The sequence below is a fragment of the Streptomyces sp. NPDC059787 genome (genome assembly GCF_042732315.1).
In the GTDB taxonomy this organism is placed as follows: Bacteria; Actinomycetota; Actinomycetes; order Streptomycetales; family Streptomycetaceae; genus Streptomyces; species Streptomyces atrovirens.
Genome location: NZ_JBHWHX010000027.1, coordinates 78,040 through 98,195 on the forward strand (window position 1 = coordinate 78,040; position 20,156 = coordinate 98,195).

General features: G+C 71.6%; 16 protein-coding genes and 1 pseudogene. 9 read left to right on the forward strand and 8 right to left on the reverse strand.

The annotated features are described in order from the left end of the window. Nucleotides 1–74: 74 nt before the first annotated feature. The 3 genes and pseudogenes from ACFV5H_RS24455 to ybaK all read left to right on the forward strand — a co-directional run bounded on the left by ACFV5H_RS24455 (nucleotide 75) and on the right by ybaK (nucleotide 2,447). Nucleotides 75–1,151 (forward strand): annotated as a pseudogene (locus tag ACFV5H_RS24455) (hypothetical protein). Nucleotides 1,152–1,162: 11 nt separating this feature from the next. After that, the gene (locus tag ACFV5H_RS24460; RefSeq protein ID WP_385054852.1) at nucleotides 1,163–1,903 is read left to right on the forward strand and encodes an LON peptidase substrate-binding domain-containing protein; all 741 of its coding nucleotides are present in this window, start codon (nucleotides 1,163–1,165) and stop codon (nucleotides 1,901–1,903) included. Between the two features lie 43 nt (nucleotides 1,904–1,946). Further along, nucleotides 1,947–2,447 carry a Cys-tRNA(Pro) deacylase gene (gene ybaK, locus ACFV5H_RS24465; protein ID WP_385054849.1) on the forward strand — a complete coding sequence of 167 codons (501 nt, stop codon included), beginning with the start codon at nucleotides 1,947–1,949 and terminating at the stop codon, nucleotides 2,445–2,447. 242 nt (nucleotides 2,448–2,689) lie between these two features. Here the strand turns inward: ybaK and ACFV5H_RS24470 are convergent, their stop codons facing one another. The 4 genes from ACFV5H_RS24470 to ACFV5H_RS24485 all read right to left on the reverse strand — a co-directional run bounded on the left by ACFV5H_RS24470 (nucleotide 2,690) and on the right by ACFV5H_RS24485 (nucleotide 6,834). Then, complete coding sequence (locus ACFV5H_RS24470) at nucleotides 2,690–3,361, reverse strand: AAA family ATPase (RefSeq protein WP_385054846.1); 672 nt, start codon at nucleotides 3,359–3,361, stop codon at nucleotides 2,690–2,692. Between the two features lie 34 nt (nucleotides 3,362–3,395). After that, nucleotides 3,396–4,217 (reverse strand): ABC transporter permease, encoded by an 822-nt coding sequence (locus ACFV5H_RS24475; protein WP_385197284.1) that lies wholly within the window; start codon nucleotides 4,215–4,217, stop codon nucleotides 3,396–3,398. A gap of 86 nt (nucleotides 4,218–4,303) precedes the next feature. Then, on the reverse strand, nucleotides 4,304–5,278 hold the full coding sequence (locus tag ACFV5H_RS24480; RefSeq protein WP_352380352.1) for an ABC transporter ATP-binding protein: 975 nt from the start codon (nucleotides 5,276–5,278) through the stop codon (nucleotides 4,304–4,306). A gap of 347 nt (nucleotides 5,279–5,625) precedes the next feature. Beyond that, complete coding sequence (locus ACFV5H_RS24485; protein ID WP_385197285.1) at nucleotides 5,626–6,834, reverse strand: NYN domain-containing protein; 1,209 nt, start codon at nucleotides 6,832–6,834, stop codon at nucleotides 5,626–5,628. A gap of 220 nt (nucleotides 6,835–7,054) precedes the next feature. Here ACFV5H_RS24485 and ACFV5H_RS24490 point away from each other — a divergent pair, with 220 nt between their 5' ends. After that, nucleotides 7,055–7,222: a hypothetical protein gene (locus ACFV5H_RS24490; protein ID WP_385054838.1), complete on the forward strand. Its 168-nt coding sequence runs from the start codon at nucleotides 7,055–7,057 to the stop codon at nucleotides 7,220–7,222. 126 nt (nucleotides 7,223–7,348) lie between these two features. Here ACFV5H_RS24490 and dnaE read toward each other — a convergent pair whose 3' ends face one another. Beyond that, entirely contained in the window at nucleotides 7,349–10,888 is a 3,540-nt protein-coding gene (gene dnaE / locus ACFV5H_RS24495; RefSeq protein WP_385054836.1) for a DNA polymerase III subunit alpha, read from the reverse strand. A 205-nt stretch (nucleotides 10,889–11,093) separates the two neighbouring features. Between dnaE and ACFV5H_RS24500 the strand changes: the two genes are divergently transcribed. The 4 genes from ACFV5H_RS24500 (at nucleotide 11,094) to ACFV5H_RS24515 (ending at nucleotide 15,893) form a co-directional block, all read left to right on the forward strand. Next, nucleotides 11,094–12,434, forward strand: a complete 1,341-nt coding sequence (locus ACFV5H_RS24500; RefSeq protein ID WP_385054833.1) for a DUF2252 domain-containing protein — start codon at nucleotides 11,094–11,096, stop codon at nucleotides 12,432–12,434. A 68-nt stretch (nucleotides 12,435–12,502) separates the two neighbouring features. Continuing rightward, nucleotides 12,503–13,204 carry a hypothetical protein gene (locus ACFV5H_RS24505; protein WP_385197287.1) on the forward strand — a complete coding sequence of 234 codons (702 nt, stop codon included), beginning with the start codon at nucleotides 12,503–12,505 and terminating at the stop codon, nucleotides 13,202–13,204. Between the two features lie 97 nt (nucleotides 13,205–13,301). After that, nucleotides 13,302–14,117 (forward strand): DsbA family protein, encoded by an 816-nt coding sequence (locus ACFV5H_RS24510; RefSeq protein ID WP_385197289.1) that lies wholly within the window; start codon nucleotides 13,302–13,304, stop codon nucleotides 14,115–14,117. A gap of 90 nt (nucleotides 14,118–14,207) precedes the next feature. After that, nucleotides 14,208–15,893, forward strand: coding sequence for an alkaline phosphatase D family protein (locus ACFV5H_RS24515; protein WP_385197291.1), 1,686 nt, complete (start codon nucleotides 14,208–14,210; stop codon nucleotides 15,891–15,893). A 13-nt stretch (nucleotides 15,894–15,906) separates the two neighbouring features. Here ACFV5H_RS24515 and ACFV5H_RS24520 read toward each other — a convergent pair whose 3' ends face one another. Next, on the reverse strand, nucleotides 15,907–16,482 hold the full coding sequence (locus tag ACFV5H_RS24520) for a dienelactone hydrolase family protein (protein ID WP_385054822.1): 576 nt from the start codon (nucleotides 16,480–16,482) through the stop codon (nucleotides 15,907–15,909). Between the two features lie 107 nt (nucleotides 16,483–16,589). Here ACFV5H_RS24520 and ACFV5H_RS24525 point away from each other — a divergent pair, with 107 nt between their 5' ends. Next, nucleotides 16,590–17,705, forward strand: coding sequence for a mechanosensitive ion channel family protein (locus tag ACFV5H_RS24525; protein ID WP_385054820.1), 1,116 nt, complete (start codon nucleotides 16,590–16,592; stop codon nucleotides 17,703–17,705). Between the two features lie 7 nt (nucleotides 17,706–17,712). Here ACFV5H_RS24525 and ACFV5H_RS24530 read toward each other — a convergent pair whose 3' ends face one another. Then, on the reverse strand, nucleotides 17,713–18,453 hold the full coding sequence (locus ACFV5H_RS24530; RefSeq protein ID WP_385054817.1) for an SDR family NAD(P)-dependent oxidoreductase: 741 nt from the start codon (nucleotides 18,451–18,453) through the stop codon (nucleotides 17,713–17,715). A 108-nt stretch (nucleotides 18,454–18,561) separates the two neighbouring features. Then, nucleotides 18,562–20,148, reverse strand: coding sequence for a Na+/H+ antiporter (locus tag ACFV5H_RS24535; RefSeq protein WP_385197292.1), 1,587 nt, complete (start codon nucleotides 20,146–20,148; stop codon nucleotides 18,562–18,564). Nucleotides 20,149–20,156: the final 8 nt, after the last annotated feature.

The following is a 20,156-nucleotide window of genomic DNA, read 5'->3' on the forward strand; positions in this document are numbered from 1 at the left end:
CCTTGACCGAACCCCGTACAACCTTCCATGACTTCCGTGTCGCCTCTGGCGCCGCTGTGACCTGCGGTCTTTCAATGGTCGACACCATGGCTCTGATGGACGCGTTCACCCGCACATCCCGGGTGCGAGGAAAGACGACGGGCGCCGCGCCTCCCGCCCCCGTCGTGCTGCCCGCCGACGACGAGGTGCTGCTCGACGCACCCGACGATCTGCTGGGCCCGGCGCTGGTCGGGGCCGCGGGCGGTGACCACACGCCCGTCGCCGAACTGCTCGCCGTCACCCGGCGCAGCGGCGCCTGGGAGCACCGCGACCGGTATGTGCGGCGGCTGGCCGCCTTCGCGCGTTCGCGCCCCGAGTGGCTGGACACCTGGCGCGCCCACGACCCGCGCGACCCCGACGGGCTGCTGGTGGACGCCCAGCGGGCGGTGGACCGCGCCTGGGACTCACCGGCCCGCGTCGAGCTGCTGCGCGAGGTGAGCCCGCTGATCACGGCCGCCGCCCGGGCGGACAACCGCGACCCGGTGCCCTGGCGGCTCGCCCTGGACCACGCCCGTGGCGCGCGCGCCGGGCACACGTACTTCGAGGAGCTGTGGGAGGCGGCGGTCCGGCGGGCCCCGCACCACCACGGCTGCCATGTGGCGGCCCTGCGCTATCTGGCGTCCTCCTGGCACGGCTCGCACCACGAGTGCTTCACCTTCGCGGACCTGGCCGCGCAGGACGCGCCGGAGGACTCGCTCACCCAGGCACTGCCGCTGCGGGCGGCGTTCGGCTACCTCACCGACCGCTGCGGTCCCGAAGTACCGCGCGCCCGGCTGGAAGCGGCGGCCGACCGCGCCGCCGCCCTGTCCGCCCGGCTGCCGGCGGGCCAGTCCTGGCCGGCCGAGCTGCGCAATCTGCTGACGTACGTCCTGGTCCGGCTGGAACGCCGGCGGGACGCCCTGGAGCAGCTGCGGCTGACCGGCCCGTACGCCACGTCCTTCCCCTGGGACCGGGAGGCGGACGATCCCCTCGGCCGGTTCCTGGAGGTCCGTCAGAACGTGCGCGCGGCGGTGGCGTCCGGCTGTCCCTAGCCGGGCTCCGGCTCCCCGGCACCGGCCCTGGACCGACCGAGGAGTGAACAGGGCGGTCGGCTCCGCTTCGGCGACCATTAGGCTCTTGGCTCGTGACCACCGTCCGGCTCCCGCTCTTCCCCCTGAACACGGTGCTGTTCCCGGGGCTCGTGCTTCCGCTCAACGTCTTCGAGGAGCGCTATCGCGCCATGATGCGCGAGCTGCTGAAGACCCCGGAGGACGAGCCGCGCCGGTTCGCCGTCGTGGCGATCCGCGACGGGTACGAGGTGGCGCCGAGCGCGCCCGGCCTGCCCGATCCGACGGCCGTGCCCGCACGCGGTCCGGCGGCGGGCTTCGGCACCGATCCGCTGCGCGCCTTCCACAAGGTGGCCTGTGTCGCCGACGCGGCGACGGTCCGGGAGCGGGCCGACGGCACCTTCGAGGTGCTGGCGACCGGTACGACCCGGGTGCGGCTGCTGTCCGTCGACGCCTCGGGGCCGTATCTGACGGCCGAGGCGGAGCCGCTGGCCGAGGATCCCGGTGACGAGGCGGGGGCGCTGGCCGAGGGGGTGCTGCGGTCCTTCCGCCAGTACCAGAAGCGGCTGGCGGGGGCGCGGGAGCGGTCGCTGACGACCGGCGCGGAACTGCCGGACGAACCGGGTGTCGTCTCCTACCTGGTCGCCGCCGCGATGATGCTGGACACGCCGACGAAGCAGCGGCTGCTCCAGGCGCCGGACACCGCGTCCCGGCTCCGTGACGAGCTGAAACTGCTGCGCGCGGAGACGGCCGTCATCCGTCATCTGCCGTCACTGCCGGCCGCGGAGCTGACGCGCGGTCCGACGAGTCTCAACTGACGTACGAAACCGACGTACGAAATCGACCGGGGTACAGGCGGGGATGGCGAAGAAGTCCAAGAAGCAGCAGCCGGGAGGCACGCCCGCGACGGTGGCGCTCACCGCGGCCGGGGTGCCGTTCACGGTGCACTCCTACGAGCACGACCCGGCCCACCCGTCCTACGGCGAGGAGGCGGCCGAGGCGATGGGGGTCTCGCCTGACCGGGTCTTCAAGACGCTGGTGGCGGACGTCGACGGCACGCTGACGGTGGCGGTGGTGCCGGTGGCGGGCCAGCTGGACCTGAAGGCCCTGGCGTCGGCGGTGGGCGGCAAGCGGGCCACGATGGCCGACCCGACCCTGGCGGAACGCACCACGGGCTACGTCCGCGGCGGCATCTCCCCCCTGGGCCAGCGCAAGAAACTCCCCACGGTCCTGGACGAGTCGGCCACCCGGCACGGAACGATCTGCGTCTCAGCGGGCCGCCGCGGCCTGGAGGTGGAACTCACCCCGACCGACCTGACCACCCTGACCTCTGCCACCTTGGCCCCGATCGGCCGCGGGTAACCCGCACCCTCGGGCAGCCATACCGCCGCCCCCGCCCACCGCGGAATCGCACCACCGCCCTCCGCGGGCAGTCGTGCCGCAGAGCGGCACGGGTGGGCGGTGGGGGTACCTCCCGCTCGAGCGGAGCCGAGAGTGGGGGAGGCACCCCGCAAGCGCCGGGCCGCGCAACCCCACCCCCGGCCCACCCCGACGCCGGGGCACCCGTACGGCACAGCCCACACCCGCGCGGGGCACCCGGAAACCTACGCCCCCGGCGACACATACGGCTCAGCCGGCGGAAACTGCTCCGGATCCCGCGGCCCGAACAACCCCGTCAACCCCAGATGCAACACCAGCGCCGCGAACGGCCACGCCAACAACGCCCCCTTCGCGCTCAGCTTCAACGGCGCGTCGAACGTGACCCCCTCACCGGCACTCCGAGCCTGCGCGATCACATCCTGCGCGGGACCGAGCCACACCCCCAGCCGCCAGGCCAGCAACGACCCCAGCAGCCCACCGACCGCCAACGCCACCACCAACGGCACACCCCCGCGCCGTCGCACCAGGAACACGGCAAGCGCGCTCACCGCACCGAACCCCAGCGCGAGCAGCGAGAACATCCCGTCCACCCCGATGACCTGCTCGCCCTCGGAGTCCTTGAGGTAGACGAACCAGTTGTCGCCGATCACGGTGCCCACGTACGGCACGCGTGGCGCCAGCCACCACCACAGCACACCGAGCAGCACCCCGCCGAGCGCCACCGCCACCGCGGTCACGGCGGCCTCACGTATCTCCGCCTTCATGCCGGGGCCGTCCTGTTCGTACCACCAGCCGTGCCGTGGATACGCGGCGTCGCCGTCCTTCCCGTACGGGTACGCGGCGACCGCCTGCTCGTGCTCGTGCGGAGGCGGTGGTGGTGTCAGAGGTGCGCTCACCCTGCCATCGTGCCAGGCCCGGCTGTGCGGCGCGTCACCGGACGGCCGCCCTGCGGTACGCCCAGGTCGCGACGGTCAGCGAGAGGACACCGACGACTCCGCACACGGCGAGGTCACCGAGCACCCGCGCCCAGTCGGGGTGCGGTCCGAAGGTCCGTGCGAAGGCCTCGACGCCGTACGTCGACGGCAGCAGGTCCCGGGCGAGCCGCACCGCCTCCGGCATCCGCTCCGCCGGCAGCACACCGAGCAGCAGCGCGGCCGACATGCCGAGCTGCCCCAGCAGCGTGGCCAGCTCCGCGCGGGGCGCGAGCAGGCCGAGCGCCGCGCCGAGTCCGGCGAGCGCGGCCCCGGCGAGCGGGATCACGGCGGCCAGCACCCACAGGTTCGCCAGCGGCAGCCCGAACAGCACACACCCGAAGACGGCGGTCACCACGGTCCCCGGCACGGTGAACGAGGCGTACGCGCCCGCCGCGCCCAGCACCACCGCCGCCGGCGGCACCGGCAGGGTCGCGTAGTGGTCGAGCCCGCCGCTGGCCCGCAGCTGACCGAAGTACTGGGCGAGCAGGTTCAGCGCGACGAAGGCGACGACCAGGACCGCCGAGCCGGCGACCACGGCCTGTGCCTCGCCGCCGCCGTCCACGACCCCGCGCATCAGGATCATGATGCCGACCGACTGGAAGGTCGCCACGAACAGCAGCGGTATCCGCGCGACCCGGGCCCGGGAGAGCTGGGCCCGGTACACGGCCGCCAGCGACGGCCACAGCCGCGCCCGGGGGCCGAGTCCGGCCGGTTGCGGCGCGGCCTCCTCCACGGCCAGGGCGCCGCCCGGCACGACATCGGCGGGTACGACACTCACGTCGTGCTGCTCCCCTTCGCTCGGAGGTTCGCCCGGATCCACTGCGGCGGTCGCCCTGTTCCGTACGGATGACGCGGCCCGTGTGCTCACGCCTTCACCAGTCCCTGTCGTACGGCGCCGCCCAGCGCCAGGTAGACGTCCTCCAGGCTGGGCGTGGCCAGCGTGAAGTCGTCCAGCGCGGCGAAGGCGGCCCCGCCGGTGACGGTGGCGACGACCGTACGGGCCTCCTCGGGCGCCAGCCGCAGGGTCCAGCGGCGGCCCGACTCGACGACCCGGTCGCGCAGCGCGGCGACCTCGGGCACGTGCAGGGGGGCCGCCTCGCGCCACACCAGGTCGACCCGGACCTCGCCGGCGACCCGCTCCTTGAGCCCGGCCGGGCTGTCGCAGGCGATGACCCGGCCCCGGTCGAGCACGGCGACCCGGTCGAGCACGGTCTCGGCCTCGATCACGTTGTGGGTGACCAGCAGGACGGTGGTGCCGTGCCCGGCGCGGCGCCGGTCGACGGCGGACCACACGGCGCGCCGGGCCACCGGGTCCATGCCGGTGGTGGGCTCGTCCAGGACGAGCAGGGGCCGCTCCCCCACCAGCGCGGCGGCGAAGCAGGCCAGCCGGCGCTGGCCGCCGGAGAGTTTCCTCAGCGGGCGCCCGGCGATCGGGGTGAGCCCCAGTTCGTCCAGGACGTCGTCCCGCTCGGCCCGTGCCCGGCGTGCGTCGAGCCCGCGCAGCCGGCCGGTGGTCTCGGCGGCGAGGGACACGGTCAGTTCGTCGAGGGCGCTGGACTCCTGGCCGAGGTAGGCGAGGATGCGCGCGGCGCGCTCGGGGTGGCGCACGATGTCGTGGCCGAGGATCTCGACGCTGCCGCGGTCGGGCCGCATCAGCCCGGTGAGCTGGCGTACGAGGGTGGACTTGCCGGCGCCGTTCGGCCCGAGCAGCCCGAAGATCTCACCGCGCCGGATGTCGAGTCCCACGTCGTCGGTGGCCCGGACCTCGGGCGTCGCGGGGACCCCGCGCCGGCCGCGCACCGCCGGATAGGTCTTGGTCAGCCCGCGCACCGCACACACGACATCACCACCGTGCCGGAATCCCTGTGCCGCGCGCGTACTCACAAGGCACGAGCCTACGGGGTCTCGAGCCCCGCCCCACCCTCGGGTCACCCCACCACCCCTCAAACCCACCCCAACCGCCCACCGGCCCAGGACAACATCCGCACACGCCGAGGTCGTGGCCCGCCTCCCAACCCACCGAGCCGGGACAACATCCGCACGCTTCGGGGCCGTGGCCCGCTTTCCAGCCCACCGGGTCGGGTGGTGGGTGGGCACAGGCCGGGGGCCAGGGGGCGGGAGCCCCCTGGCGGGGGCGCGGGGGCGGAGCCCCCCACAAGGGGCGCGAGGGGCAGCCCCCCACCTACCTACTCCCCGGCGGGAGCCCTTTCCGTACCGGTACGAAGATCCAGCTCACGCCAGAAACCCGCCCGAATGGCGTAACGATCACGCTCGTCGATCTGATCGTCCTTGTGGGCGAGCAGCCCGAAACGCGCCGCGTACCGCAACAGCTCCCCGTCGACACGGTGCGGGATCCGGGGATACATCCCGGACAGCTTCTGGATGTGCCCCTGGTCCCCGAGCCGCTCCACCCAGCGCCGTGCGAACACCTGCCCCACCTCGAAGGGGTCCCCACCGACGGTGGTGATGTCCTCCTCCCGGTCGGCCCACCGCTGCTCCGCCGTGGTCAACTGGGCGAGCGTCGGCATGGAGGCCGCGTCCGGCGGCTCGGCGGCCGGCCGGTCGACCCAGCCCTTGTCGGAGGACCAGCGCAGAGTCGCGGAGGCGGGCTGCTGGGGCGGGTGCGGACCGGGGCCGCGCAGCGCGGCCAGGTCCTTGGGGGTGGGTACGCCCTTGGCCGTGGCCGCCCGTTCGGCGGCCCCGTTGTGCCCGGCGGCAGCCGAGTGCCGCGGCTCCTCGACGGTCCGCTCCGCCGTCGCGCCGAGCGCGGACTCCGGCAGCGGGGCGGAGAGGATCGCGGCGATCTCGGGCCGCGGCACGGGCGGCGGGGCGCACACCCCCGTGTACTCCTTGGCCCGTACGGCCCGGGTGATCCACGCCCGGTCCAGCACCCGGCGCTCGTCGGCCTCGGCGACCAGGTCCTCGGACTGGTTGTAGTCGCCGTCGGCGGCCTGCACGGCCCACAGGTGCACGGCGACGCCGTGCTCCTTGGCGGCCATCATGCCGGGCAGCAGGTCGCCGTCCCCGGTGACCAGGACGATGTCGGAACAGGCCCGGTTGCGGGCCAGCTCGGTCAGCTCGGCGTGCATCGCGGCGTCGACGCCCTTCTGCGCCCAGCGGCCGTCGCTGCGGGTCAGCGCGCCGAGCCGGACGGTGACCCGGGGCATCACGCGCAGCCTGCGGTGTTCGGGCTGCGGGACGCGGTCGGGGGCGCCGTCGAACCAGTAGATGCGCAGCAGCGGCTGACGCGTGTCGGACTCGGCGCGCTCCCGCAGCCCCTGGATGAGGGCCGCGTGATCGACGGTGATGCGGGACCGCGACGGTTCCCCGGCGAGGAGACTGGCGGCGGCCCCCAGCAGATACCCGGCATCCACCAGGACGATGCAGCGGTCCACGCGATCCACCCTCTTTCCGGGAGGTTTGCTTCGGGCTTGCTTCGAGTCTGCCCGACCACGCCGGGGTTAACGGCCCGAACTCGATCTTCGGCGTGGCGTTTCCACACTTCCTCCCCGATCACCCCGGTCACACACGGTAATTGTCCAACATGCGCCTGTTATCGGGCTATGTGAATCTGGTCCCGGCCCTGGCCCCTAGTCCCCCACAGGAGGCATCACCATGGCCAAGAACAAGAACCGTGACCGTAAGCAGCCGCAGGCCGAACGCGCCCAGCGGGCGGCGCAGGCGTCCACGATGGAGACGCCGGACGAGCAGCGCACCACACAGGTCGTGCCCGGCGAGGTCGGCCGGGGCAAGGGCCGGCAGAAGCGCTTCGGCCACAACTGACGTCCTCGTGACGGACCGTCGCGGTCCGGGCACCTGAAGACCCGGGCGCACGAAGGTCCGGGCACATGAAGAGGGGCGCACCCACCACAGGGTGCGCCCCTCGCACGCGTCGGCCGGACGCGCTCGCTAGCCCGCCAGGCAGGACGGTCCGAGGAGGACCTTCAGATCACCGAACAGGGCCGGGTCCGGCTTCACCCGGTGCCGGTCCAGGCGCAGCACGGTCGTCTTCGTCGGCCCCTGGAGCTTGATCCGCACCTCGCTGTCGCCCTTGTGGTGGGTGAGGATCTCGCCGAGCCGGCTGACCATCGGCGGGGTCACGCGGGTGGCCGGGATGGTGAGCACCACGGGCGCGTTGGTGCCGGCGTTGGACAGGTCGGGGACCATCAGCTCCATCGCGACCAGCCGCGGCACGTCCTCCCGCTTGTCGAGCCGGCCCTTGACGAACACCACGGCGTCCTCGACGAGTTGCGTCGAGACGAGCTGGTACGTCGCCGGGAAGAACATGCACTCGATGGAGCCCGCGAGGTCCTCCACGGTGGCGATCGCCCAGGCGTTGCCCTGCTTGGTCATCTTGCGCTGGAGGCCCGAGATGATGCCGCCGATGGTGACCACCGCGCCGTCGCCGAAGTCACCGCCGGTGAGCTGGGAGATGCCCGCGTCCGCCTTGTCGGACAGCACGTGCTCCAGGCCGAACAGCGGGTGGTCGGAGACGTAGAGCCCGAGCATCTCGCGCTCCTGGGCGAGCAGGTAGGTCTTGTCCCACTCGTCGTCGGTGAAGGTGACGTCGAGGCCGAAGCCGGGCTCGCTGGTCTCCTCCTCGCCCATGCCGCCGAAGAGGTCGAACTGTCCCTCGGCCTCCTTGCGCTTGACCGCGACCACGTTGTCGATCATCGGCTCGTAGTGGGCGGTGAGGCCCTTGCGGGTGTGCCCCAGCTCGTCGAAGGCGCCGGCCTTGATCAGCGACTCCGTGGTGCGCTTGTTGCAGACGACCGCGTCGACCTTGTCGAGGTAGTCGGGGAAGGAGGTGTACTTCCCCTTGGCCTTGCGGCTCTTGATGATCGACTCGACCACGTTGGTGCCGACGTTGCGCACGGCCTCCAGGCCGAAGAGGATCACGTCGTCACCCTGGGCGGCGAAGTTGTGCACCGACTCGTTGACGTTCGGCGGGAGCACCTTGATGCCCATGCGGCGGCACTCGTTGAGGTAGATCGCCGACTTGTCCTTGTCGTCCTTCACCGAGGTGAGCAGCGCGGCCATGTACTCGGCCGGGTAGTTCGCCTTGAGGTAGGCGGTCCAGTAGGACACCAGTCCGTACGCGGCGGAGTGCGCCTTGTTGAAGGCGTAGCCGGCGAAGGGCACCAGCACGTCCCAGAGCGCCTGGATGGCCTCGTCGCTGTAGCCGTTCTTACGGGCGCCGGCCTGGAAGATGGTGAAGTTCTTCGCCAGTTCCTCGGGCTTCTTCTTGCCCATCACGCGGCGGAGGATGTCGGCCTCGCCGAGCGAGTAGCCGGCGATGATCTGGGCGGCCTTCTGCACCTGCTCCTGGTAGACGATCAGGCCGTAGGTGACCGCGAGGACCTCTTCGAGCGGCTCCTCCAGCTCCTTGTGGATCGGGGTGATCTCCTGGAGCTTGTTCTTGCGCAGCGCGTAGTTGGTGTGCGAGTCCATGCCCATCGGGCCGGGACGGTAGAGCGCGGAGACGGCGGAGATGTCCTCGAAGTTGTCGGGCTTCATCAGCCGCAGCAGCGAGCGCATCGGTCCGCCGTCGAACTGGAAGACGCCGAGGGTGTCGCCGCGCTGGAGGAGTTCGAAGGTCTTCGGATCGTCGAGCGGCAGGCTCAGCAGGTCCAGGTCGACGCCCTTGTTGGCCTTCACCATCTTGACGGCGTCGTCCATGATGGTCAGGTTGCGCAGGCCGAGGAAGTCCATCTTCAGCAGGCCCAGCGACTCGCACTGGGGGTAGTCCCACTGTGTGATGGTCACGCCGTCGGTGTGCCGCACCCAGATGGGGGCGTGGTCCACGATGGGCTCGCTGGACATGATCACGCCGGCGGCGTGCACGCCCATCTGCCGGACCAGGCCCTCGACGCCCTTGGCGGTGTCGATGACCTTCTTCACGTCCGGCTCGTTCTCGTACATCCCGCGGATCTCGCCGGCCTCGCTGTAGCGGGGGTGCGAGGGGTCGGTGATGCCGTTCAGGTCGATGCCCTTGCCGAGGACGTCGGCGGGCATCGCCTTGGTGAGGCGGTCGCCCATCGCGTACGGGTAGCCCAGTACGCGCGCGGAGTCCTTGATGGCGTTCTTCGCCTTGATCTTGCCGTAGGTGCCGATCATGGCGACCTTGTCGGCGCCGTACTTCTCGGTCACGTACCGGATCACCTCGACGCGCCTGCGCTCGTCGAAGTCGATGTCGACGTCGGGCATGGAGACGCGCTCGGGGTTGAGGAACCGCTCGAAGATCAGGCCGTGCGGGATCGGGTCGAGGTCGGTGATGCCCATGGCGTAGGCGACGATCGAGCCGGCCGCGGAGCCACGGCCGGGGCCGACCGCGATGCCGTTGTTCTTGGCCCACATGATGAAGTCGGCGACGACGAGGAAGTACCCCGGGAACCCCATCTGGATGATGACGTCCATCTCGTAGTCCGCCTGCTTCTGGCGGTCCTCGGGGACACCGCCGGGGAAGCGGCGCTCCATGCCGCGGCGGACCTCCTCCTTGAACCAGCTGACCTCGGTGTACCCGTCCGGGATGTCGAACTTGGGCATCAGGTCGCGCTTCTCGAACATGCCCGTGGTGTCGACCATCTCGGCGATCAGCCTGGTGTTGGCGCAGCCCTGCTGCCAGGCGTCCGAGGAGTCGATGGCGTACATCTCGTCGGTGGACTTGAGGTAGTAGCCGGTGCCGTCGAACTTGAAGCGGTCGGGGTCGGAGAGGTTCTTGCCGGTCTGGATGCACAGCAGCGCGTCGTGGGCGGTCGCCTCGTGCGCGTACGTGTAGTGCGAGTCGTTGGTGACCAGGGGCGGGATGCCGAGCTTCCTGCCGATCTCCAGGAGGCCGTCGCGGACCCGGTGCTCGATCTCGATGCCGTGGTCCATCAGCTCCAGGAAGTAGCGGTCCTTGCCGAAGATGTCCTGGTAGTCGGCGGCGGCCTTGAGGGCCTCGTCGAAGTGGCCGAGGCGCAGCCGGGTCTGCACCTCGCCGGACGGGCAGCCGGTGGAGGCCACGATCCCCTCGGACCACTGGCTGATGGTCTCCTTGTCCATCCGGGGCCACTTCTGCAGCCAGCCCTCGGCGTACGCGTCGGAGGAGAGCCGGAAGAGGTTGTGCAGGCCGGTGCTGTTCACGGCCCACATCGTCTTGTGGGTGTAGCCACCGGAACCGGAGACGTCGTCCCGCTTCTGGTGCGGCTGGCCCCACTGGATCTTGCGCTTGTTGCGCCGGGACTCGGGCGCGACATACGCCTCGATCCCGATGATCGGGGTGACTCCGGCCTTCTGCGCGGAGTGGAAGAAGTCGTACGCCCCGTGCAGGTTGCCGTGGTCGGACATGGCGATGTGCGACATGCCCATTTCGTTGCAGGCGTTGAACATGTCCTTCAGCCGCGCGGCACCGTCCAGCAGCGAGTACTGGGTGTGGACGTGCAGGTGCGTGAACGGCGGCTTCGACACGGTGCGGCCTCCAAGGAAAACGGCCTGTGACGGGCAGGCGGACGGTCTGGGGGACAGCGTCGAAGTCTATGCCCCGACGCTGACACGCGGAGGCCGCCACGACGTACCTTCGGACGGTGGCGCGGGCACTCCCGTGACCCGTCGCACGTTGGACAGGGGACGGACCAGCCGTCCCGAGACATCCCGCACCTGGAGGCACAAAGCGATGTCGGTACCGCAGCTCAACGACGAGCACCGCGGTGAGGAGATCCTCGCCGTCCTCGACACCGCCTTCGGCGATCTCCTGGCCGCCGACCCGGCCGCGTTCCGGGTGAAGTTCCGCAAGATGGCGGCCTCGGCGTTCGCCTTCTACCGCGGGACGGCGTGTCTCTTCTACCACGATCTGACCGTGTCCGATCAGTTCGGCTCGAAGCGGAGCGGCCCGTACCTGGACGAGCGCACCTCACGGGTGTGGATCCACGGCGATCTCCACGCGGAGAACTTCGGCACGTACATGGACTCCAACGGCCGCCTGGTCTTCAACGTCAACGACTTCGACGAGGCCTACGTCGGCCCCTTCACCTGGGACCTCAAGCGCTTCTCGGCCTCCGTGGCGCTGATCGGCTACGCGAAGGCGCTCAGCGACGAGCAGATCACCGAGCTGGTCACGATCTACGCGGCCTCCTACCGGGAGCGGATCCACGCGCTGGCCACCGGCGCGAAGAGCGACGAGGTGCCGCCGTTCACCCTGGACACCGCCCAGGGGCCGCTGCTCGACGCGCTGCGCGACGCCCGCTCGCTGACCCGGTTCGGGCTGCTGGACTCGATGACCGACATCCGTGACTTCGAGCGCCGCTTCGCCGCCGGCGGCGGCGCGGTCGAGCTGGACGCCGCCACCCGCTACAAGGTGCTCGCCGCCTTCGACGGCTATCTGGAGACGCTGCCGGACGCCTCGCTGGCCCGCCCGGACTCCTACCGCGTGAAGGACGTCGTGGGCCGCCGCGGCATCGGCATCGGCTCGGCCGGGCTGCCGTCGTACAACATCCTCCTGGAGGGTCACAGCGACGCCCTGGAGAACGATGTGGTGATCTACATCAAACAGGCCCAGACCCCGGCCGTCTCCCGGCACATCACCGACCAGGCGATCCAGGACTACTTCCAGCACGAGGGGCACCGCACGGTGATCTCCCAGCGCGCCCTCCAGGCGCACGCCGACCCGTGGCTGGGCTGGACCGAGCTGGACGGCGCGGGCCAGCTCGTCGCCGAGGTCTCGCCGTACGCCGTGGACCTGGACTGGGGCGACATCGACGACCCGGAGGAGATCGCCCTGGTCGTCGCCGACCTCGGCCGGGCCACGGCGACGATGCACGCGGCGGCGGACGACACCTCCGGCGAGTCCCTGGTGCCGTTCTCCACCGAGCGCGCCATCGACGCGGCGATCGCCGCCGACGAGGACTCCCTGGTCCCCCTCCTGGTCGAGTTCGCGCACGACTACGGCGCCCGCGCGCGCGGCGACCACCAGATCTTCCTGGACCTGTTCCGCAACGGCCGGATTCCGGGCCTGTGACCATCCGCACATCCACAGGAACCCTTTAGGGATCCCTTACCGGAGCACGTGACACACTCGTTCCCGCCATGGACATATCCGGAACCCAGCTCAGAGCCGTACGCGCGGCGCTGTTCACGGCAGTCGTCGTGACGCTCAGCGCCGCGTCGCACGTGCTGCTGTCCGGGGTCCCGCTGCCGCTGAACACGGTGGCCGCGATCGCCGCCGCCGTGTTCCTCCTGGCGTACGCCCTGGCGGGGCGGGAGCGTTCCTTCGGGCGGATCGCCGCCCTGCTGATCCCGCTGGAGCTGGCCGCCGACACCGTCTTCACCACCGGCCAGCACGTCTGCTACGGCCGGATGGGCGGCCCCGTCGCGGGCCCGCTGCGCTCCGTCGGCTTCGACGTGCTGTGCGGCGACGGCACCAGCGTGGGCACACCGCTCGTCCGGGCCACCGGGCACGCCGCCGAGGGCGGCGACCGGCTGGCGGCCCTGCTCGCCCAGGCCGACCCGGCGACCGCCTGGGCACTGCTCGGCGCGCACATCGGGGTCGGTCTGTTCGCCGCCGCCTGGCTGCGCCGCGGCGAGCGGGCGCTGGCCCAGCTGCTGGGCGCGGTGGCGGCCACGACCTTCCGGCCGCTGCTGCTCGCGGTCGCCGCGGTGACCGTGTGCCGGGCCCCGGAGGTCCGCCGTCCGGCCCGCCCGGTCCGCCGTACCGCCACGGCCCGCACCCTGCTCCTCGCGCACTCCCTGGGACGGCGCGGACCGCCGTGCTCCGTCGCCTTCGCCTGAGGGCGGCCCCCGCCCCGGCGAACCCTCCGAGCACCAGCATCCCCATACGTATCCCGCACACGGCACGACCGTGTGCGTCCCCCGTGGAGACATCACCATGAGCAAGCGGAACAGCCAGGCGGCGAAGACGGCGGCCCGGGAGCGGCTGCGCGTGGAGCGCGAGCGCCAGGCGAAGAAGGCGAAGGTCAGGCGGCAGCTCATCGTCGCCGCCTCGGTCGTCGGCGTGCTGGCCGCGGCCGGCGGCATCGGCTACGCGGTCGTCCAGGCCAACAAGCCCGACGCCTGGGAGGCCGCGAAGGACGCCAAGCTCGTCAAGCCGGCCAACACCAGCGGCAAGAACGGCACGACCGTCGTCATCGGCGAGTCCGACGCGAAGAAGACCCTGGAGCTGTACGAGGACCCGCGCTGCCCGGTCTGCGCCTCCTTCGAGCAGACGGTCGGCAAGACCGTCGAGAAGGACGTCGAGGACGGCAAGTACAAGATCCGCTTCATAGGCGCCTCGTTCCTCGACCGCGGCCTGACCGGCGAGGGCTCCAAGAACGCCCTGAGCGCCCTGGGCTCCGCGCTGAACGTCAGCCCCGAGGCGTTCCTCGCCTACAAGAGCGCGCTCTACTCGGCCGAGTACCACCCCGAGGAGTCGGACGACAAGTTCGCGGACGACGCGTACCTGATCAAGGTCGCCAACACGGTCGACGCGCTGAAGAACAACAAGGAGTTCCAGGCGGACGTGAAGGACGGCACCTACGACAAGTGGGCGCTGGAGATGTCCGACGTGTTCGACAACACCGAGGGCGTCGAGGGCACGCCGACGCTGATGATGGACGGCAAGAAGCTCACCGGCTCCGACGGGCAGAACGCGCCCATGACGGTGGACGAGTTCAACACGGCGGTCGACGCGGCCCTCAAGGCCTGAGTCCCGGCCGTACGACGGCACGCCGAAGAGCGGGCGAACTTTCGCGAGTTCGCCCGCTCTTGCGTGTACCTGTCAGTAACCTGATCGGCTGTGACCAGTCGACACAGATCATCCGAGAGCGCCGTCTCCGCCACCGCGGACACCGACTCCCCGTCCCCGCGCCGTCGTACGGTCGTCAGGGCAGCCGCCGCCACCGCGGTGCTGGCCGGACCGCTCGCCGCCGCCCTCCCCGCGCGTGCCGCGACCGCGCAGGCGCCCGCCTTCCTGCACGGCGCCGCCTCCGGCGACCCGCTGCCGGACGGCGTCCTGCTGTGGACCCGCGTGACGCCGACGCCGGAGGCGATACCCGGCTCCGGGCTCGGCCCGGACACCGAGGTGAGCTGGACCGTCGCCCGGGACAGGGCGTTCACCGACGTCGTCGCGAAGGGTTCGACCCTCGCCACCGCCGCCTCCGACCACACCGTCAAGGCGGACATCCGCGGCCTGCGTCCGGCCACCGACTACTGGTTCCGCTTCTCCGCCGGCGGCACGGACTCGCCCGTCGCCCGCACCCGCACCGCCCCGGCCGCCGACGCCGCCGTGACCGGCCTGCGCTTCGGCGTGGTCTCCTGCGCCAACTGGGAGGCCGGCCACTTCGCCGCGTACCGCCACCTCGCGGCCCGCGGCGACCTGGACGCCTGGCTGCACCTGGGCGACTACATCTACGAGTACGGCACCGGCGAGTACGGCGCCCGCGACGAGGTCGTCCGGCCGCACACCCCCGCCCACGAGATCGTCACCCTCGCCGACTACCGGCTCCGGCACGCCACGTACAAGACCGACCCGGACCTCCAGGCCCTGCACGCCAAGGCGCCGGTCGTCGCGATCTGGGACGACCACGAGTTCGCCAACGACACCTGGTCGGGCGGCGCCGAGAACCACACCGAGGGCGCGGAGGGCGCCTGGGCGGCCCGCCAGGCCGCCGCCAAGCAGGCCTACTTCGAGTGGATGCCGGTACGGCCCGCGCTCGCCGGCACCACCTACCGCCGGCTCCGCTTCGGCAAGCTCGCCGATCTGTCCCTGCTCGACCTGCGCTCCTTCCGCTCCCAGCAGGTCTCCCTCGGCGACGGCGAGGTCGACGACCCGGACCGCACGCTCACCGGGCGCGCCCAACTGGACTGGCTGAAGGCGGGGCTGACGGCGTCCGACACCACCTGGCGGCTGGTCGGCACCTCGGTGATGATCTCGCCGTTCTCCCTCGGCTCCCTTCCCGCGAGCCTCCTCAAGCCGCTCGCGAAGCTGCTGGGCCTGCCGCAGGAGGGGCTCGCCCTCAACACCGACCAGTGGGACGGCTACACCGACGACCGCCGCGAACTCCTCGCCCACCTGCGGACGAACGCCGTCCGCAACACGGTCTTCCTCACCGGCGACATCCACATGGCGTGGGCCAACGACGTGCCGGTGAACGCCGGTACCTATCCGCTGTCGGCGTCGGCCGCCACGGAGTTCGTGGTCACCTCGGTCACCTCCGACAACCTCGACGACATCGTGAAGGTCCCCGAGGGCACCGTCTCCACGCTCGCCGCACCGCTGATCCGGGCCGCCAACCGGCACGTCCACTGGGTCGACACCGACCGGCACGGCTACGGCGTACTGGACATCACCGCCGAGCGGGCGCAGATGGACTACTACGTGCTGTCCGACCGTACGGCGGCGGACGCCACGTCCGAGTGGGTCCGCTCCTACCGCACCCGCAGCGGCACGCAGAAGGTCGAGCGCACCCACGACCCGGTGTGACGCCCAGCTGACGTCAGCCCTCCAGCGAGTCGAGGAAGCCGAGCGCCACCCGCCAGGTGGCCTCGGCGGCCTCCTCGTCGTAGTCGGGGAGATCGGGGTCGGTGTAGAGGTGACCGGCGCCCGCGTATCTGTACACCTCGACGTCGGCCCCGGCCCGGCCCATCCGCAGGTACCAGGCGGTGAGCCAGTCGTCCGTCTCGAACGGGTCCGGCTCGGCGACGTGCAGCTGCACCGGCAGTTCGTCCGCCGAGGCGTTCTCCGCGATGTCCGACGTGCCGTGCAGGAGCAGCAGTCCGCGCGCCTTGTCGTCGCCGAGGGCCAGCGTCTGGGCGACGGAGGCGCCGAAGGAGAACCCCGCGTACACCAGCCCCCGCTCGGAGTAGGGCGCGGCGGCCAGCACGGCCCGCTTCAGCAACTCGTCCTTGCCGGTCTCCTCCTTGTACGCCATGCCGTCCTCGACCGTGTCGAACGTGCTGCCCTCGAAGAGGTCGGGCGTCCACACCTCGTGTCCGGCCGCGCGCAGCCGGTCCGCGGCCCGGCGCACAGCGGGCCGCAGACCGTAGGTCGAGTGAAAGAGCATGATGTTCATGCGGTCCATGGTGCCAGCCCGGTGTGACGACGCCGGATCACGGCCCTACCCGCGATCGCGCGGAAGTCACATGTTCATGCCCGCGCGAGCCGGTTAGGTTCGGGGGCATGGATGACGTGCTCCGCCCATTGATCGTGGTCGGCGGCTCGGTCGTACTCACCCTGCTGCTCGGCTGGGCCACCGACCTGCTGCTGCGCAAGGCCGACGAACGCCACCCCGAGACTCCGCTGTGGGGTCTGCTGCGCCGCGGCCGGATCCCCTACCAGCTGCTGCTGTGCGCGGCCCTGCTGAGAGGGTCGTACGACGAGGCGGAACTGCTGCCGGACCACGAGGCCGCCATCGGCCGGACCCTGACCCTGGTGCTGATCGGGTCGGCCGCCTGGCTGGCGATCCGGATCGCGGCCGCGGTCGTCGAGACCACGTACACGCGGTACGCCAGTACCCACCGCGAGCGCGACCCGGCGCGGGTCCGCCGGGTGCGCACCCAGGTGACGCTGATCCGGCGGGTGGTCTCGGCGATCGTCGGTGTGGTGGCGGTGGCCGCGATGCTGCTGACCTTCCCCGCGATGCGGGCGGCCGGTGCCTCGCTGCTGGCCTCGGCCGGAATCCTCGGCATCGTCGCCGGTGTGGCCGCCCAGTCCACGCTGGGCAACATGTTCGCCGGACTGCAGATCGCCTTCGGCGACATGGTGCGCATCGGCGACACGGTGGTCGTGGACGGCGAGTGGGGCACGGTCGAGGAGATCACGCTGACCTTCCTGACCGTGCGCACCTGGGACGAGCGCCGGATCACCATGCCGGTGTCGTACTTCACGTCCCAGCCGTTCGAGAACTGGTCGCGCGGGACGCCGCAGATGACGGGCACCGTCTTCTGGCACCTCGACCACTCGGCCCCGCTGGACGCGATGCGCGAGAAGCTCCGCGACATCCTCCGGGAGTGCCCGGCCTGGGACGGCCGCGCCTTCAACCTGACCGTGACCGACAGCACCCCCAGCACCATGGAGGTGCGCGCCCTGGTGACGGCCAAGGACGCGGACGACATCTGGACGGTACGGGTCGCGGTCCGCGAGGGGATGATCCGCTGGCTGGCCGCCGACCACCCCTACGCGCTGCCCCGGGTCAACGCGGCCGACGCGGTACCGCCGCCCGGCCGGCGCGATCACCGCTCCGCCGACGGCGTACCGGCGGCCCGCCGCGTGCACACCCATCCGAGGGAGCGCTGACCGGACCTCAGTGGCCGCGCTCGGCGCCGCCGTTGACCTGGACGATCTGCGAGGTGATGTGTGCGGCACCCGGGGAGGCGAGCCAGTGCAGGGTAGCGGCGACGTCCCCGGGCGTTCCGGCGCGCCCGTCCAGGGTCTCCTCGACCAGCCGGGCGCGCAGTTCCCCGTCGATGCCGTCGCCGAAGAAGGCGGTGTCCTCGATGTAGCCGGGGGCGACCACGTTCACGGTGATGCCGTGCGGGCCCAGTCTCCGGGCGAGGTCATGGGCGTACGGGTGCAGGCCGGCCTTGGCCGCCCCGTACGCCACCTGTCCGTGGCCCCGGTAGGCGGCGATGGAGCCGATGAACAGCACGCGCCCGCCGGGCTCGGCGAGCCGGTCGCGCAGGGCCTCGGTGAGCAGTGCGGCAGTCAGCAGGTTGAGCCGGAAGTTGACCGTCCAGGAGCGGGCGACGGCGTCGAGCGGATCGTCGTCGTCGGCCGGTGGTTCGAGGAGCCCGTTGCCTCCGGCGCTGTGGACCAGCACGTCCACGGCCCCGAACTCCCGGCCCACGAAGCCGGCGACACCGCGCACGGCCTCGGGCTCGGCGAGATCGGCGGCGTACGTCAGGGCGCCCGGCACCTCGGCCCGCTCCAGCACGTCCTTGCGCCGCCCGAGCAACAGCACCCGGTCCCCGCCGGCGGCGAACACCCGCGCGGCGGCGAGCCCGATCCCGGTACCGCCCCCACTGATCACAACATTCCGATTCATAGGAGGACTCTACGAACGAAAAGCCGCCAAAGATGCCAAGCCCCTTGGGTAAACGCCCATTTCTCAACAAGACAGGACGAGCGGTGCGCTGATGGTAGAACCAGAAAATCAGCGCAAACTGCGCACATCCAGATGCCGCAGCACCCGGTCCACGACCTCCGGATCCGCCCCCGCCTCACTCCGCGCCGCCAGCACTTCGTGCCGAGCCGCGCTCAGCATCTCCCGCTGAATCCCCCGCACCCGCTTCAGCCGCCGCGCCCGCTGCCGGTGCGCCTCCCGCCGCTCGTCGTCCGCGAGGTCGGGGCTGATCCGCATCCCGATGTCGAAGGCGCTGCGCAGCATCTGCTCGGACAGCTCCTCCGGCAGGTCCTCGACCTCCTCGATCTCGCGCAGCCTCCGCTTCGCCGCCTTCGCCGCCCGGACCGCCAGGTCGTGCTCGAACTGCTTCTCCCGCCCGGTGTCGGCCCGCACCCCCAGTCGCCCCACCAGCCACGGCAGGCTCAGCCCCTGCACCAGCAGAGTCGCCATGATCACTCCGAACGCGATGAAGATGATCTCGCTCCGGCCGGGAAAGTCACCCCCGGCGTCGGTCTCCAGCGGAATCGCCAGCGCCAGCGCGACGGAGGCCACCCCGCGCATCCCGGACCACCACATCACCACGGTCTCGCGCCAGCTCACCGGGATCTCCTCGGCGGTGTCCCGCGCGGCGTGCAGCCGTTTCGTCAGCCAGGTCGCCGGCAGCAGCCACAGCAGCCGGACCAGGACGACCACGCCCACGATCACCGCCGCCCAGCTGAGCAGCTCGCCCCAGTGGCCGGACGCGGTCCGCACCGCGTTGTGCAGTTCGAGCCCGACCAGCCCGAACGCGACCCCGGTGACGAGGGTGTCGACGATGTCCCAGAAGGTGTGCCCGGCCAGCCGGGTCATGACGTCGTCGGCGTCGGTGGCGTACTCGACGAGGAACAGCGCGGTGGTGAGCACGGCGAGCACGCCCGAGCCGTGCAGTTCCTCGGCCGCGACGTAGGAGGCGTACGGCACGAGCAGGCTCAGCCCGATCTGCAGGGTCGCGTCCCCGAGGAGATCCATCAGCTTGTTGGCGCCCCAGCCCAGGGCGAGCCCGACCGCGACCGCCACCACGGCCGACAGCACCAGGTCGAGCCCGGCCTCCCAGGCGGAGAAGCTGCCGCTGACGGCGGCGGCGATCGCCACGTTGTAGAGGACGATCGCCGTGACGTCGTTGAAGAGCCCCTCGCCCTCCAGGATCGACACCAGCCGGCGCGGCAGCCCCAGCTTCCCGGCGACGGCGGTCGCCGCGACCGGGTCGGGCGGCGCGACCAGCGCGCCGAGGGCGAAGGCGGCGGCGAGCGGCAGTCCCGGCACGATCGCGTGGGCGACGGTGGCCACGCACAGCGTGGTGACGAAGACCAGCGCCACCGCGAGCAGCAGGATCGGTCTGACGTTCGCCGCGAACTGCCGCCAGGAGGTCCGTCGTACGGCGGCGTAGAGCAGGGGCGGCAGCAGCAGCGGGAGGATCAGGTCGGGCGGGATGTCGACGTTCGGTACGAACTCCAGCAGGGCCAGTACCGCCCCGAGGACCGTCATCAGCACCGGCGCCGGCAGCCTCAGCCGCTCCCCGACCGGGACACTCACCACGGCCCCGAGCAGCAGGGCGAACAGCAGGGTCAACTGGTCCACGGTCACGG

Excerpts from the sequence above, each read along its gene's own strand:
- ybaK (WP_385054849.1), top strand. The coding sequence starts at position 1,947 with ATGGCGAAGAAGTCCAAGAAGCAGCAGCCGGGAGGCACGCCCGCGACG.
- ACFV5H_RS24490 (WP_385054838.1), top strand. The coding sequence starts at position 7,055 with ATGGCCAAGAACAAGAACCGTGACCGTAAGCAGCCGCAGGCCGAACGC.
- ACFV5H_RS24500 (WP_385054833.1), top strand. The coding sequence starts at position 11,094 with ATGTCGGTACCGCAGCTCAACGACGAGCACCGCGGTGAGGAGATCCTC.
- ACFV5H_RS24505 (WP_385197287.1), top strand. The coding sequence starts at position 12,503 with ATGGACATATCCGGAACCCAGCTCAGAGCCGTACGCGCGGCGCTGTTC.
- ACFV5H_RS24510 (WP_385197289.1), top strand. The coding sequence starts at position 13,302 with ATGAGCAAGCGGAACAGCCAGGCGGCGAAGACGGCGGCCCGGGAGCGG.
- ACFV5H_RS24520 (WP_385054822.1), bottom strand. The coding sequence starts at position 16,482 with ATGAACATCATGCTCTTTCACTCGACCTACGGTCTGCGGCCCGCTGTG.
- ACFV5H_RS24525 (WP_385054820.1), top strand. The coding sequence starts at position 16,590 with ATGGATGACGTGCTCCGCCCATTGATCGTGGTCGGCGGCTCGGTCGTA.
- ACFV5H_RS24530 (WP_385054817.1), bottom strand. The coding sequence starts at position 18,453 with ATGAATCGGAATGTTGTGATCAGTGGGGGCGGTACCGGGATCGGGCTC.